Source organism: Kitasatospora sp. NBC_01539 (genome assembly GCF_045040525.1).
Lineage (GTDB): Bacteria > Actinomycetota > Actinomycetes > Streptomycetales > Streptomycetaceae > Kitasatospora.
This window is the reverse complement of sequence record NZ_CP109390.1, coordinates 1911420-1925575: the sequence shown is the minus strand read 5'-3', so window position 1 is coordinate 1925575 and position 14156 is coordinate 1911420. Positions and strand designations below refer to the sequence as shown.

Below are 14156 nucleotides of genomic sequence, written 5' to 3'. Positions count from 1 at the left end.
GTGCCGAAGCGCACCGACATCAAGTCCGTCCTGGTCATCGGGTCCGGCCCGATCGTGATCGGCCAGGCGGCGGAGTTCGACTACTCGGGCACCCAGGCCTGCCGCGTGCTGAAGGCCGAGGGCCTGCGCGTGATCCTGGTCAACTCCAACCCGGCCACGATCATGACCGACCCGGAGATCGCCGACGCCACGTACGTCGAGCCGATCACCCCGGCCTTCGTCGAGAAGATCATCGCCAAGGAGCGCCCCGACGCGCTGCTGCCCACCCTCGGCGGCCAGACCGCGCTCAACACCGCGATCTCCCTGCACGCCGACGGCACGCTGGAGAAGTACGGCGTCGAGCTCATCGGCGCCGACGTCGAGGCGATCAACAAGGGCGAGGACCGCCAGCTCTTCAAGGGCGTCGTCGAGGCCGTGCACGCCAGGATCGGCCACGGCGAGTCCGCCCGCTCGGTGATCTGCCACTCGATGGACGACGTCATCAAGGGCGTCGACACCCTCGGCGGCTACCCGGTCGTCGTGCGCCCGTCCTTCACCATGGGCGGCGCCGGCTCCGGCTTCGCGCACGACGAGGAGGACCTGCGCCGCATCGCCGGCCAGGGCCTGGCCCTCTCGCCGACCACCGAGGTGCTCCTGGAGGAGTCCATCCTCGGCTGGAAGGAGTACGAGCTGGAGCTGATGCGCGACAAGCACGACAACGTCGTGGTCGTCTGCTCCATCGAGAACTTCGACCCGATGGGCGTGCACACCGGCGACTCGATCACCGTCGCCCCGGCGATGACGCTGACCGACCGCGAGTACCAGATCCTGCGCGACATCGGCATCGCCGTCATCCGCGAGGTCGGCGTCGACACCGGCGGCTGCAACATCCAGTTCGCCGTCAACCCCGACGACGGCCGGATCATCGTCATCGAGATGAACCCGCGCGTCTCCCGCTCCTCGGCGCTCGCGTCGAAGGCCACCGGCTTCCCGATCGCCAAGATCGCCGCCAAGCTGGCCGTGGGCTACACGCTGGACGAGATCCCCAACGACATCACCGAGCAGACCCCGGCGTCCTTCGAGCCGACGCTCGACTACGTCGTCGTGAAGGTGCCGCGGTTCGCGTTCGAGAAGTTCCCGTCCGCCGACGCCACGCTCACCACGACCATGAAGTCGGTCGGCGAGGCCATGGCGATGGGCCGCAACTTCCCCGAGGCGCTCAACAAGGCGCTGCGCTCGCTGGAGAAGAAGGGCAGCCAGTTCACCTGGGCCGGCCCGGTCGGCGACAAGGCCGCGCTGCTGGCGAAGGCCGTCGTGCCGACCGACGGCCGGATCAACACCGTCATGGAGGCCATCCGCGCGGGCGCCACCCCCGAGGAGGTGTTCGACGCCACCAGGATCGACCCGTGGTTCGTCGACCAGCTCTTCCTGCTCGACGAGATCGCCGCCGAGCTGGCCGGGGCCGAGAAGCTCACCCCCGAGCTGCTCCGCCACGCCAAGCGGCACGGCTTCTCCGACCAGCAGGTCGGCGAGATCCGCGGCCTCAAGGCGGACGTCGTCCGCGAGGTCCGGCACGCACTCGGCATCCGTCCGGTCTTCAAGACCGTCGACACCTGCGCCGCCGAGTTCGCCGCCAGGACCCCGTACTTCTACTCGTCCTACGACGAGGAAAGCGAGGTCGCGCCGCGGACCAAGCCCGCCGTGATCATCCTCGGCTCGGGCCCGAACCGCATCGGCCAGGGCATCGAGTTCGACTACTCCTGCGTGCACGCCTCCTTCGCGCTCGCCGACGCCGGGTACGAGACCGTCATGGTCAACTGCAACCCGGAGACCGTCTCCACCGACTACGACACCTCCGACCGGCTCTACTTCGAGCCGCTCACCCTGGAGGACGTCCTGGAGATCGTGCACGCCGAGCGGCAGGCGGGCCCGCTCGCCGGCGTCATCGTGCAGCTCGGCGGCCAGACCCCGCTCGGCCTCGCGCAGGCGCTCAAGGACAACGGCGTGCCGATCGTCGGCACCCAGCCCGAGGCGATCGACCTCGCCGAGGAGCGCGGCGCCTTCGGCCGCGTCCTGCGCGACGCCGGTCTGCCCGCGCCCAAGCACGGTACCGCCTTCTCCTTCGACGAGGCCAAGGCCATCGCCGACGAGATCGGCTACCCCGTGCTCGCCCGCCCGTCCTACGTGCTCGGCGGCCGCGGCATGGAGATCGTCTACGACGAGCCCTCGCTCGCCTCCTACCTGGAGCGGCACGCCGGCCTGATCTCCGAGCACCCCGTGCTCATCGACCGCTTCCTCGACGACGCGGTGGAGATCGACGTCGACGCGCTGTACGACGGCACCGAGCTCTACCTCGGCGGAGTCATGGAGCACATCGAGGAGGCCGGCATCCACTCCGGCGACTCGGCCTGCGCCCTGCCGCCGATCACCCTCGGCAACTCCGACGTCAAGCGGCTGCGCGCCTCCACCGAGGCGATCGCCAAGGGCGTCGGCGTGCGCGGCCTGATCAACATCCAGTTCGCGATGGCCGGCGACATCCTCTACGTGCTGGAGGCCAACCCGCGCGCCTCCCGCACGGTGCCGTTCACCTCCAAGGCGACGGCCGTGCCGCTGGCCAAGGCCGCCGCCCGGATCTCGCTCGGCACGACCATCGCCGAGCTGCGCCGCGAGGGCATGCTCCCGGCGGAGGGCGACGGCGGCACCCTGCCCGCCGACGCGCCGATCTCCGTCAAGGAGGCCGTCATGCCGTGGTCGCGCTTCCGCGACGTGCACGGCCGCGGCGTCGACACCGTGCTGGGCCCGGAGATGCGTTCCACCGGCGAGGTCATGGGCATCGACAGGGTCTTCGGCACGGCGTACGCCAAGTCGCAGGCCGGTGCCTACGGCGCCCTGCCCACCAAGGGCAAGGTCTTCGTCTCGGTCGCCAACCGCGACAAGCGCAACCTGGTCTTCCCGGCCCGCGCGCTCGCCGAGCTCGGCTTCGAGCTGCTCGCCACCGCAGGCACCGCCGAGGTGCTGCAGCGCGGCGGCATCCCCGCCACCGTCGTGCGCAAGCACAGCGAGGGCGAGGGCCCGAACGGCGAGCAGACGATCGTCCAGCTGATCCACGAGGGCGCCGTCGACCTGATCATCAACACCCCGTACGGCACCGGCGGCCGCCTCGACGGCTACGAGATCCGCACCGCCGCGGTCTCGCGCGGGGTGCCGTGCCTGACCACCGTCCAGGCGATGGGTGCGGCCGTGCAGGGCATCGACGCGCTGCTGCGCGGCGAGGTCGGCGTGCGGTCGCTGCAGGAGCACGCGGCCCAGATCAACGCCGGCCGCAAGTAGTCCGATCCCGTGGGGGGCACCGTACGACGGGTGCCCCCCACGGCCATGCTCAGGAAAGGGCGCACCCCGCCGTGTACAAGCTCCTGTTCGACCTGGTCTTCAAGAAGATGGACCCGGAGAAGGCCCACCACCTGGGCTTCTTCTGGATCCGGCTGGCCGCCTCCGTGCCCGGTCTGCGCCGGCTCGTGCGGCGTGTCCTCGCCCCGCGCGACCCGGCGCTGCGGACGACCGCGCTCGGGCTCGACCTGCCGGGGCCGTTCGGGCTCGGCGCGGGCTTCGACAAGAACGGCATCGGCATCGACGGCCTGGCGATGATCGGCTTCGACTTCGTCGAGATCGGCACGATCACCGGTGAGCCGCAGCCGGGCAACCCGCAGCCGCGGCTGTTCCGGCTCGTCGAGGACCGCGCCCTGATCAACCGGATGGGCTTCAACAACCAGGGCTCCGCCCGGGTCGCGGCCCGTCTCGCCGGCCGGGTGCGCACCGGCTCCACCCCGGTCGTCGGCATCAACATCGGCAAGACCAAGGTCGTGGAGGAGGCCGACGCCACCGAGGACTACCTCAAGTCGACCCGCCGGCTCGCCCCGCACGCCGACTACCTCGTCGTCAACGTCTCCTCGCCGAACACCCCCGGCCTGCGCAACCTCCAGGCGGTGCAGATCCTCGGCCCGCTGCTGTGGGACGTCCGCAAGGCCGCCGACGAGGTCACCTCGCACCACGTGCCGCTGCTGGTGAAGATCGCACCCGACCTCGCCGACGAGGACATCGACGAGATCGCCGACATGGCCCTCACCCTGGGCCTGGACGGCATCATCGCCACCAACACCACCATCGGCCGCGAGGGCCTGGCCACCGACGCCGCCCGGGTCGAGGAGATCGGCATGGGCGGCCTCTCCGGCGCCCCGCTCAAGGCCCGTTCGCTGGCGGTCCTGCAGCGGCTGCGCGCCCGGACCGAGGGACGGCTGACGATCGTGTCGGTCGGCGGCATCGAGACCGCCGAGGACGCCTGGCAGCGCATCGTGCACGGCGCCGACCTGGTGCAGGGCTACAGCGCCTTCATCTACGAGGGCCCGTTCTGGATGCGCCGGGTACACAAGGGCCTGGCGGCCCGGCTGCGGGCCGGCGGCCACAGGAGCATCGCCGACGCCGTGGGCTCCGCCGCGCGCTGACCCCGCCGGCCGTCCGGGCACCGCCGTGACCCGGACCCCGACCGGCCCGTTGCACACCGGGCGGCCGCGCCCACGGGACGCGGCCACGGACACCCCAGAGAGGCGGACGAGAGATGGCCCATCCGGTCAGGTCCCGGGCGGAGGTGCTCTCCACCACCCCCGAGGGCGCCCGTCACCGGCTCGTGCTGCGGGCCGCCGAGGCCGCACCCCGGGTGCGTCCGGGCCACCTCGCGTCCCTCGCGGCCGACGGCGGTGACGGCGTGCTGCGGGAGTGCGTGCCGATCGTGCGGGCGGACGCCGCCGCCGGCACGGTCGAACTCGTCGTCGACCGGGCGCCGACCGGCGGCGCGGTCGACCTGATCGCGCCGCTGGGCACGCCCTTCCCGGTGCCCGAGGAGGCCGTCGTCGCCCTGCTGGTCGGCCACGCCGGGCACGCCGCGCCGCTGCCGGCGCTCGCCGAGGAGATCCGTGCCCGCGGCGGGCAGGTCGGCTTCCTCCTCGGCGCGCCGACCGCCGCCGCGCTGCACGGCGTCGAGCAGGCCCGTGCGCTCACCCAGGACGTGCTGGTGGTCACCGAGGACGGGTCGGCCGGGCTACCCGGGCCGCTCGCCGACCCGGTGCCGCAGGCCGTCCGGGCGATCGGCGCCACGGTGGTCCACGCCGCCGGTCCGCCCGCCGTGCTGGCGGCGGTCGCAGGGGCCGCGGCCGAGGCGGGCGCGCGCTGCTGGACGATGGCGGACACCCCGATGCCCTGCGGCACGGGGCTGTGCGCGGCCTGCGTCCTGCCCGTGGACGGCGCCGACGGCGTCACCCGCTTCGCCCGGGCCTGCACCGAGGGCCCGGTGTTCGACGGTGCCCGGGTCCGCTGGGCCGACCTCGGCGGCGTCCCGGACGGGCTGGTGGGCGGCTGATGGACCCCCGGGACGTCGACCTCACCGCGCCGTTCGGCCCGGTGCTGCTGCCCAACCCGCTGGTGACGGCGGCCGGCTGCGGCGGCACGGGCCGCGAACTCGCCCGGTTCGTCCCGCTGGACGCGCTCGGCGCCGTCACCACCCGCACGGTCATGCCCGAGCCGCGGGCCGGCCATCCGGCCCCGCGCGCCGCCGCGGTGCCCGCGGGCGTGCTGACCGCCCTCGGCCTGCCCGGGCCCGGCATCGACGCCTTCGTCGAGCACGAGCTGCCCTGGCTCGCCGAGCGCGGCGCCCGGGTCGTGGTGTCCGTCGCCGGGCAGCGGATCGAGGAGTTCGCCGCGCTCGCCGCCCGGCTCGGCGGCCTGCCCGGCGTCGTCGGCCTGGAGCTCAACATCGGCGGGCCCAGCCACGCCGACCTGGGCCTGGTCTTCGCCGCCAACCCGGCGATCTCCTACGACCTGGTGCGCGCGGTGCGCCGGGCCGCCCCCGCCGACCTGCCGGTCTACGCGAAGCTCGCACCGGACGTGCTGTCGATCACCGACATCGCCGCGGCCTGCGTCCAGGCCGGCGCGGACGGCCTCTCCATGATCAACACGCTGCCCGGCCTGGAGATCGACCCGGTGACCCTGCGCCCCGCGCTCGCCGCCGGGCCCGGCGGCCTCTCCGGACCCGCCGTCCGCCCGGTGGCGCTCCGCTGCGTGCACCAGGTGCGCGCGGCGATGCTCGCCGGACGGGTGCCCGAGGTGCCCGTCCTCGGCATGGGCGGCATCCGCACCGGCCGCGACGCCCTCGCCTTCGCGGCTGCCGGCGCGAGCGGCTTCGCGGTCGGCTCCGCACTCCTGCGCGACCCCACGGCACCGCTGCGCATCCTCGACGAGCTGCGCACCGAGCTCGCCGTCCGCGGCCTCGCCGCCTTCACCGACGCGGTGGGCCTGGCCCACCGCACCGATCCACCGAGAGGACCCCGATGACCACCCTCGCCCCGTTCGGCGCCCGCCTGCGCGCATCCCTCGACAGCCGCGGGCAGCTCTGCGTCGGCATCGACCCGCACGCCTCGCTGCTGGCCGCGTGGGGCCTCGGCGACGACGTCGCCGGCCTGGAGTCGTTCTCCCGCACGGTCGTCGAGGCGCTCGCCGACCGGGTCGCCGTGCTCAAGCCGCAGGCCGCCTTCTTCGAGCGCTTCGGCTCCCGCGGCATCGCCGTGCTGGAGGCCTGCGTGGCGGAGGCCCGCGCCGCCGGCGCCCTCGTCGTGATGGACGCCAAGCGCGGCGACATCGGTTCGACCATGGCCGCGTACGCGGAGACCTTCCTCTCGCCGGGGAGCCCGCTCTTCTCGGACGCGCTCACCGTCAGCCCGTACCTCGGCTTCGGCTCGCTGCAGCCCGCCGTCGACCTGGCCCGTGCGAACGGCTGCGGCCTCTTCGCCCTGGCGCTCACCTCCAACCCGGAGGGGGCGGAGGTGCAGCGGGCGGTGGCCGCCGACGGCGCGACCGTGGCGCAGGGCGTGCTGAGCCGGCTCGCGGCGGAGAACGCGGGCGAGGAGCCGCTCGGTTCGTTCGGTGCGGTCGTCGGTGCGACACTCGCCGAGGCGGGGGTCGATCTCGCGATCAACGGCCCGCTGCTCGCCCCCGGGGTGGGTGCCCAGGGCGCCACCGCCGCCGACCTGCCGAGGGTCTTCGGCGCCTCGGTGCGCAACGTGCTGCCGAGCGTGAGCCGTGACGTGCTGAAGCACGGGCCGTCCGTGCGGGCGCTGCGGGACGCGGCCCAGGTCTTCGTCGACGATGTGAGCGCCGTCACAAAGGGGTGACCGACGGCCGCGGACAGCGGCGGGTTTGCCCGGAAAAGTCCTGTGTCCGCCCCGGCTGACCAGGACTTTTCGTGTTCTTTTCCTGACGTGGCGGCCTAAGTTGGGTAGTGTCCGGCGGTAGGTCACCGGAAGGCGGCGGAAAATCCGCCGCCGTGCAGGTCAGAGCCTGCTCTCCGGGGGCCGGGCACCACCAGTCATAGCTCATCCCTTCCATCCACACCTGAGGTGAACGGCGTGGCTCTTCCGCCCCTTACCCCCGAACAGCGCGCCGCTGCGCTCGCCAAGGCCGCCGAGGCTCGGCGGAAGCGCGCCGACGTGAAGAACAAGCTCAAGCACTCCGGTGCCTCGCTGCACGACGTGATCAAGGCCGGCAAGGCCGACGACGAGGTCATCGGCAAGATGAAGGTTTCTGCACTGCTGGAGAGCCTCCCCGGCGTCGGCAAGGTGCGGGCGAAGCAGATCATGGAGCGCCTCGGCATCTCCGAGAGCCGCCGCGTGCGCGGCCTCGGTACGAACCAGATCGCCTCGCTGGAGCGGGAGTTCGGCTCCGCCGCCTCCTGAACCGGGGTGCTGGTCCCCGGAACGTCCGCGATCCGGGATAATCGGTGCATGAGTGAGCGTCCGCGGCTGACCGTGCTCTCCGGCCCTTCGGGGGTCGGCAAGAGCACGGTCGTCGCTCATATGAGGAAGATGCACCCCGAGGTCTGGCTCTCGGTGTCGGCCACCACCCGGCACCCGAGGCCCGGCGAGCGCGACGGGGTCCAGTACCACTTCGTCGACCACGACCAGTTCGACAAGCTGGTCGCCAACGGCGAGCTGCTGGAGTGGGCGGTGTTCGCGGGGAACCGCTACGGCACCCCCCGGCAGGCCGTCCAGGACAAGCTCGACCGCGGCGAGCCGGTCCTGCTGGAGATCGACCTGCAGGGCGCCCGGCAGGTGCGGGAGTCGATGCCCGAGGCCCAGCTCGTGTTCCTGGCTCCGCCGAGCTGGGACGAGCTGGTCCGCCGGCTCACCGGCCGGGGCACCGAACCGCAGCACGTGATCGATCAGCGGCTCGATGCGGCCAAGGTCGAGCTGGCCGCCGAGAAGGAGTTCGACACGACCCTTGTCAACACCTCCGTCGAGCAGGTAGCAGCCGAACTGCTAGCCTTGCTCGGTGTAGTCTGACCCGATCGACCTGGTCGTACGGTCGGAAAATCCACTTTCGGAAGGTTTTCGCGTGTCCTCTTCGATGACAGCGCCCGAGGGCATCATCAACCCGCCGATCGACGAGCTGCTCGAGGCGACCGACTCCAAGTACAGCCTGGTGATCTACGCGGCCAAGCGCGCCCGCCAGATCAACGCGTACTACTCGCAGCTCGGTGAGGGCCTGCTGGAGTACGTCGGCCCGCTGGTCGACACCCACGTGCACGAGAAGCCGCTGTCGATCGCGCTGCGCGAGATCAACGCCGGCATGCTCACCGCGGAGCCGATCGAGGCCGCCTGAGCACCACGCTCGACAGTCGTACGGAAGGGCCCGCCGGAGACGTTCCGGCGGGCCCTTCCGCTGTGCGCGGGGTCATGCTGCACGGGCCGTCGGGGGCGCCGTAGGGTGAGGCGAGCGTGAGGCCGGGCCCACCCGGCCGGCGGCCGTAGAAGGAGACACCCTCACCATGAACGCACCGCGCGTCGTCCTCGGCGTCAGCGGCGGCATCGCCGCGTACAAGGCCTGCGAGCTGCTGCGACGGTTCACCGAGTCGGGCCACCAGGTCACCGTGGTGCCGACCGCCGCGGCCCTGCACTTCGTCGGCGAGGCGACCTGGGCGGCGCTCTCCGGCCGACCCGCGGCCACGGAGACCTGGGAGAGCGTCCACGAGGTGCCGCACGTGCGGATCGGCCAGCAGGCCGACCTCGTGGTGGTCGCCCCCGCCACCGCCGACCTCCTCGCCAAGGCCGCCCACGGGCTGGCCGACGACCTGCTCACCAACACCCTGCTCACCGCCCGGTGCCCGGTCGTGCTCGCCCCCGCGATGCACACCGAGATGTGGGAGCACCCGGCGACCCGGGAGAACGTCGCCACGCTGCGCCGCCGCGGCACGGTCGTGGTCGAGCCCGCGGTGGGCCGTCTCACCGGCGCGGACACCGGCAAGGGCCGACTGCCCGACCCCGGGGCGATCTTCGAGGCCTGCCGCCGGGTGCTCGCCCGTGGCACGGCGGCGCAGGACCTCGCCGGCCGGCACGTGGTGGTCTCGGCCGGCGGCACCCGCGAGCCGCTCGACCCGGTGCGCTTCCTCGGCAACCGCTCGTCCGGCAAGCAGGGCTACGCGCTGGCGGCCACCGCCGCCGCGCGCGGCGCCCGGGTCACCCTGCTGGCCGCCAACGTCGAGCTGCCCGACCCGGCCGGGGTCGACGTGGTGCGCGTCTCGACCGCGCTGGAACTGCGCGAGGCGGCGCGCAGGGCCGTCGCCGACGCGGACGCCGTGGTCATGGCGGCGGCCGTGGCGGACTTCCGCCCGGCGGAGTACGCCACCGGGAAGATCAAGAAGGTCGACGGCGTCGACCCGGCGCCGGTCGTGCTCGTCCGCAACCCGGACATCCTGGCCGAGCTGTCCGCGCGGCGGGCCCGTCCCGGGCAGGTGGTCGTCGGCTTCGCCGCCGAGACGGACGACGTGCTCGCGAACGGCCGCGCCAAGCTGGCCCGCAAGGGCTGCGACCTGCTCGTGGTGAACGAGGTCGGCGACGGCAAGGCGTTCGGCCGTGACACCAATGCCGCAACGGTGCTCGCCGCCGACGGCGGCGAGACCGTGGTGCCGGACGGGCCCAAGGAGGCCCTGGCGGACGCGGTGTGGGACGCCGTGGCGCCGCGTCTCGCAGTGCTGCCGCAATAGGACAGTCACACGACTGCCGTACCGGGGGAGTGCCGGGTGGCGGTGCCTGGCCGTTACACTCCAGGAATCAGAGTCTTTCCGGATGCCCTGACCACCAGGGCATTCAGTCAGCAGCCGCTGCAACCCCAGGGAGCGCTGTGTCTCGCCGCCTGTTCACCTCGGAGTCCGTTACCGAGGGACACCCCGACAAGATCGCTGACCAGATCAGCGACACCATCCTGGACGCCCTCCTCAAGGAGGACCCCACCTCGCGCGTCGCCGTGGAGACGCTGATCACCACCGGCCTGGTCCACATCGCCGGTGAGGTCACCACGAAGGCCTACGTGCCGATCGCGCAGCTCGTCCGGGACAAGATCCTCGAGATCGGCTACGACAGCTCGAAGAAGGGCTTCGACGGCGCCTCCTGCGGCGTGTCGGTGTCCATCGGCTCGCAGTCCCCGGACATCGCCCAGGGCGTGGACACCGCGCACGAGCACCGGGTCGAGGGCGAGGACGACGAGCTCGACAAGCAGGGTGCGGGCGACCAGGGCCTGATGTTCGGTTACGCGTGCGACGACACGCCGGAGCTGATGCCGCTGCCGATCACCCTCGCGCACCGCCTCTCGCGCCGCCTGTCCGAGGTCCGCAAGAACGGCACGATCCCGTACCTGCGCCCCGACGGCAAGACCCAGGTCACCATCGAGTACGACGGCGACAAGGCCGTCCGCCTCGACACCGTGGTCGTCTCCTCGCAGCACGCGAGCGACATCGACCTGGAGTCGCTGCTCACCCCGGACATCCGCGAGTTCGTCGTGGAGCCCGAGCTCCGCGCGCTCGCCGACGAGGGCATCAAGCTCGTCACCGACGGCTACCGGCTGCTCGTCAACCCGACCGGCCGCTTCGAGATCGGCGGCCCGATGGGCGACGCCGGCCTGACCGGACGCAAGATCATCATCGACACCTACGGCGGCTACGCCCGCCACGGCGGCGGTGCCTTCTCCGGCAAGGACCCGTCCAAGGTCGACCGCTCCGCCGCGTACGCCATGCGGTGGGTGGCGAAGAACATCGTCGCCGCGGGTCTTGCGACCCGCGCCGAGGTGCAGGTCGCGTACGCGATCGGCAAGGCCGAGCCGGTGGGCCTGTTCGTCGAGACCTTCGGCACCGAGACCGTCCCGGTCCTGAAGATCCAGGAAGCCGTCACCCAGGTCTTCGACCTGCGCCCGGCCGCCATCATCCGCGACCTGGACCTGCTGCGCCCGATCTACGGCCAGACCGCCGCGTACGGCCACTTCGGCCGTGAGCTGCCGGACTTCACCTGGGAGCGCACGGACCGCGTCGAGGCGCTGAAGAAGGCCGTCAGCGCCTGACCGGCTCCGTCACCGGCACCGCCCAGGCGGCGGCCACCCCCACCGGGGGCGGCCGCCGCCTGCGGCGTTCTGTCGGCGCCGTCTGATAACAAGGGTGACGATGAGCAGCGCAGACGGGGCCGGCGAGCAGCTGGCCCTCATCCGGGAGACCGTCCGCCGGTCGAGGCCGAAGGCCGCCCAGGGCGTGAAACCGGCCGACGAGCTGCCGGTCGCCCGGGTGCTGGTCGACAAGGGCGTGCTCAGCCTCGACCAGTACTTCGACTACGCGGTGCCCGCCGCCATGGCCGACGACGCGCAGCCGGGCGTCCGCGTCCGGGTGCGGTTCGGCGCCCGGGTCGGCCCGTCCGGGCGGCGGCAGGGCGGCGCCCTGCACGACGGGTACATCGTCGACCGGCTCGCCGCGTCCGACTACCCCGGGCCGCTCGCCCCGCTCGCACGGGTGCTCTCACCGGAGCGCGTGCTCACCCCCGCGCTCCTCAAACTCTGCCGCGCCGTCGCCGACCGGTACGCGGGCACCCTCGCCGACGTCCTGCAGCTCGCGGTGCCGCCGCGGCACGCCCGCGCGGAGGCCGACCCCTCCCCGGCGCCGCTGCCCCTGCCGGCCGCCCCCGGGCCCGGCACCTGGACCCGTTACCCGCAGGGGCCCGCCTTCCTGGCCTCGCTCGCCGCCGGCCACGCCCCCCGGGCGGTCTGGACGGCCCTGCCCGGCCCCGACTGGCCGCACGAGATCGCCCGGGCGGTGGCCGCCACGCTCGCCGGCGGCCGCGGCGCGCTCGTCGTCCTGCCGGACGGCCGCGCCGTCGCCCGGGTCGACGCCGCCCTCACCGAGCTGCTCGGGCCCGGCCTGCACACCGTGCTCGCCGCGGAGGCCGGACCGGAGGAGCGGTACCGGCACTGGCTGGCCGTGAGCCGGGGCTCGGTACGGGCCGTGGTCGGCACCCGCGCCACCGTCTTCGCGCCCGTCCGCCCGCTCGGCCTGCTCGTCGTCTGGTCGGACGGCGACGGCAGCCACCGCGACCCCAACGCGCCCCACCCGCACGTTCGCGAGGTCGCGCTGCTGCGGGCCGCCGAGGAGGGCGCCGGCGTGCTGCTCGGCGGCCTGTCGACGACCGTCGAGGCCGCGCAGCTGCTCCGCACCGGATGGGCCAGGCCGCTCGCCGCCGAACGCGCCACCGTCCGCGACCTCGCCCCGCGGGTGCGCACCGTCACCGACCTCGACCAGGCCCGGGACGCCGCCGCGCAGGCCGCCCGGCTGCCGTCCGTCGCCTGGGCGACCGCCCGCGACGCCCTCACCCGCGGCCCCGTCCTCGTGCAGGTGCCCCGGCGCGGCTACCTGCCGCGGCTCGCCTGCGGCCGCTGCCGCACACCCGCCCGCTGCCGGCGGTGCGCGGGCCCCCTGGAGGCCGGCTCCGCCGCCACTCCGCCCGTCTGCACGTGGTGCGGCACCGCCGAGCCGGAGTGGCACTGCGTCGAGTGCGGGTCGTTCCGGTTGCGGGCCCAGATCGTCGGAGCCCGCCGCACCGCGGAGGAGCTCGGCAAGGCCTTCCCGCGGGTACCGGTGCGCACCTCCGGTCGTGACGCGGTGCTCGCCACCGTGCCGCCGGGGCCGGCACTCGTGATCGCCACCCCCGGCGCCGAACCGCTCGCCGAGGACGGCTACGCCGCCGCCCTGCTCCTGGACGGCTGGGCCCTGCTCACCCGCCCCGACCTGCGGGCCGGCGAGGAGACACTGCGCCGCTGGCTCACCGCCGCGGCCCTCGTACGCCCGGCCGGGGCGGGCGGCACGGTGGTGGTCGTCGCCGAGCCGTCCGCGCGGCCCGTCCAGGCGCTGGTGCGCTGGGACCCGGCGGGCCACGCCGCCACCGAGCTCGACGAGCGCGCCCAGCTGCACTTCCCGCCGGTGTCCCGGATGGCCTCCGTGACCGGGCCGCCGCAGGCCGTCGCCGACCTGCTGGGGCTCGTCCGGCTGCCGGAGGGAGCCGACGTGCTCGGCCCGGTGCCGGTACCCGCGGCCCGCGGCGAGGAGGTGGAGCGGGCCCTCCTGCGGGTCGCACCCGGGCAGGGGGCCGCCCTCGCCTCGGCGCTGAAGGCCGCGCAGATCGCCCGCATCGCGCTGCGCACCGGCGCGCCCGTCCGGATCAGGATCGACCCGCCCGACATCGGCTGACCGGCCGCGGGGCGGGAGCGGTGCCGCTCAGCGGATGAGCCGGGCCGTCCCCTGCGGGCTGCCCAGGCCGCCCTGCCGCGCCTGCGGCACCGTCCGGGCCAGTGCGGCGGCGGAGGGCGAGGACTCCGGCCGTTCCTGGTGCTCCTCGGAGGCCTGCTCGTCCCGCGGGCCGCCCGTGGCCGGCACCGACACCGTGGGGAGGAGCTCGCCCGCGGGCCGGCGCATGCCGTACCGGCGGTGCACCGCCTGCTTGGTCACCCCCAGCGCGGACCCCACCGAATCCCAGGAGAAGCCGAGCGCGCGGTCGAACTCGACCGCCGCCGCGACCAGCGTCTCCACGCTCTCCCGCAGCTCCTGCGCGAGGCGCACGGTGGGCGCGGGCGCCCGCCCGTACACGACGAAGCCGGCGGAGGTGCTGGGCCGGCGGGGCCGGTAGACGTTGCCCAGCTGGGCGGTCAGCGTGCGGAGGGCGTCCACCTGGCGCCTGACCCGCTCGATGTCCCGGACCAGCAGGTGCAGGCTCGCCCGTGCCCGGGCATCGTGATTGATCTGCTCGGCCATGGCCTGGGTGCCACCTCTC

12 protein-coding genes are annotated in these 14156 nt (G+C 73.8%); 11 read left to right on the top strand and 1 reads right to left on the bottom strand.

All coding sequences use genetic code 11. From position 1 onward, the window contains the following. The 11 genes from carB (at position 1) to OG335_RS08125 (ending at position 13576) form a co-directional block, all read left to right on the top strand. The gene (carB, locus tag OG335_RS08175) at positions 1–3309 is read left to right on the top strand and encodes a carbamoyl-phosphate synthase large subunit (protein ID WP_405010362.1); all 3309 of its coding nucleotides are present in this window, start codon (positions 1–3) and stop codon (positions 3307–3309) included. Positions 3310–3380: 71 nt separating this feature from the next. Next, the gene (locus OG335_RS08170) at positions 3381–4478 is read left to right on the top strand and encodes a quinone-dependent dihydroorotate dehydrogenase (protein WP_405010361.1); all 1098 of its coding nucleotides are present in this window, start codon (positions 3381–3383) and stop codon (positions 4476–4478) included. Positions 4479–4591: 113 nt separating this feature from the next. Further along, positions 4592–5389, top strand: a complete 798-nt coding sequence (locus OG335_RS08165) for a dihydroorotate dehydrogenase electron transfer subunit (protein ID WP_405010360.1) — start codon at positions 4592–4594, stop codon at positions 5387–5389. Then, positions 5389–6360: a dihydroorotate dehydrogenase gene (locus OG335_RS08160; protein WP_405010359.1), complete on the top strand. Its 972-nt coding sequence runs from the start codon at positions 5389–5391 to the stop codon at positions 6358–6360. The genes OG335_RS08165 and OG335_RS08160 overlap by 1 nt, the downstream gene beginning before the upstream one ends. Next, positions 6357–7196: an orotidine-5'-phosphate decarboxylase gene (gene pyrF / locus OG335_RS08155; RefSeq protein WP_405010358.1), complete on the top strand. Its 840-nt coding sequence runs from the start codon at positions 6357–6359 to the stop codon at positions 7194–7196. The genes OG335_RS08160 and pyrF overlap by 4 nt, the downstream gene beginning before the upstream one ends. 234 nt (positions 7197–7430) lie before the next feature. Continuing rightward, positions 7431–7757 (top strand): integration host factor, actinobacterial type, encoded by a 327-nt coding sequence (gene mihF / locus OG335_RS08150; protein ID WP_100887384.1) that lies wholly within the window; start codon positions 7431–7433, stop codon positions 7755–7757. A 48-nt stretch (positions 7758–7805) separates the two neighbouring features. Continuing rightward, positions 7806–8363: a guanylate kinase gene (gene gmk, locus OG335_RS08145; RefSeq protein ID WP_405010357.1), complete on the top strand. Its 558-nt coding sequence runs from the start codon at positions 7806–7808 to the stop codon at positions 8361–8363. Positions 8364–8415: 52 nt separating this feature from the next. Beyond that, complete coding sequence (gene rpoZ, locus OG335_RS08140; protein WP_405010356.1) at positions 8416–8682, top strand: DNA-directed RNA polymerase subunit omega; 267 nt, start codon at positions 8416–8418, stop codon at positions 8680–8682. 166 nt (positions 8683–8848) lie between these two features. Further along, positions 8849–10063, top strand: a complete 1215-nt coding sequence (gene coaBC / locus OG335_RS08135) for a bifunctional phosphopantothenoylcysteine decarboxylase/phosphopantothenate--cysteine ligase CoaBC (RefSeq protein WP_405010355.1) — start codon at positions 8849–8851, stop codon at positions 10061–10063. 137 nt (positions 10064–10200) lie between these two features. After that, positions 10201–11409 (top strand): methionine adenosyltransferase, encoded by a 1209-nt coding sequence (gene metK, locus OG335_RS08130; RefSeq protein WP_405010354.1) that lies wholly within the window; start codon positions 10201–10203, stop codon positions 11407–11409. Positions 11410–11509: 100 nt separating this feature from the next. Then, a complete protein-coding gene (locus tag OG335_RS08125; RefSeq protein WP_405010353.1) occupies positions 11510–13576 on the top strand; it encodes a primosomal protein N' in 2067 nt (688 codons plus the stop codon). Between the two features lie 27 nt (positions 13577–13603). Here OG335_RS08125 and OG335_RS08120 read toward each other — a convergent pair whose 3' ends face one another. After that, positions 13604–14137: a hypothetical protein gene (locus OG335_RS08120; protein WP_405010352.1), complete on the bottom strand. Its 534-nt coding sequence runs from the start codon at positions 14135–14137 to the stop codon at positions 13604–13606. Positions 14138–14156: the final 19 nt, after the last annotated feature.

What these genes read in the sequence shown, in the direction of transcription:
- OG335_RS08165 (WP_405010360.1), top strand. Translation starts at nt 4,592, where the DNA reads ATGGCCCATCCGGTCAGGTCCCGGGCGGAGGTGCTCTCCACCACCCCC.
- OG335_RS08160 (WP_405010359.1), top strand. Translation starts at nt 5,389, where the DNA reads ATGGACCCCCGGGACGTCGACCTCACCGCGCCGTTCGGCCCGGTGCTG.
- pyrF (WP_405010358.1), top strand. Translation starts at nt 6,357, where the DNA reads ATGACCACCCTCGCCCCGTTCGGCGCCCGCCTGCGCGCATCCCTCGAC.
- gmk (WP_405010357.1), top strand. Translation starts at nt 7,806, where the DNA reads ATGAGTGAGCGTCCGCGGCTGACCGTGCTCTCCGGCCCTTCGGGGGTC.
- coaBC (WP_405010355.1), top strand. Translation starts at nt 8,849, where the DNA reads ATGAACGCACCGCGCGTCGTCCTCGGCGTCAGCGGCGGCATCGCCGCG.
- OG335_RS08125 (WP_405010353.1), top strand. Translation starts at nt 11,510, where the DNA reads ATGAGCAGCGCAGACGGGGCCGGCGAGCAGCTGGCCCTCATCCGGGAG.
- OG335_RS08120 (WP_405010352.1), bottom strand. Translation starts at nt 14,137, where the DNA reads ATGGCCGAGCAGATCAATCACGATGCCCGGGCACGGGCGAGCCTGCAC.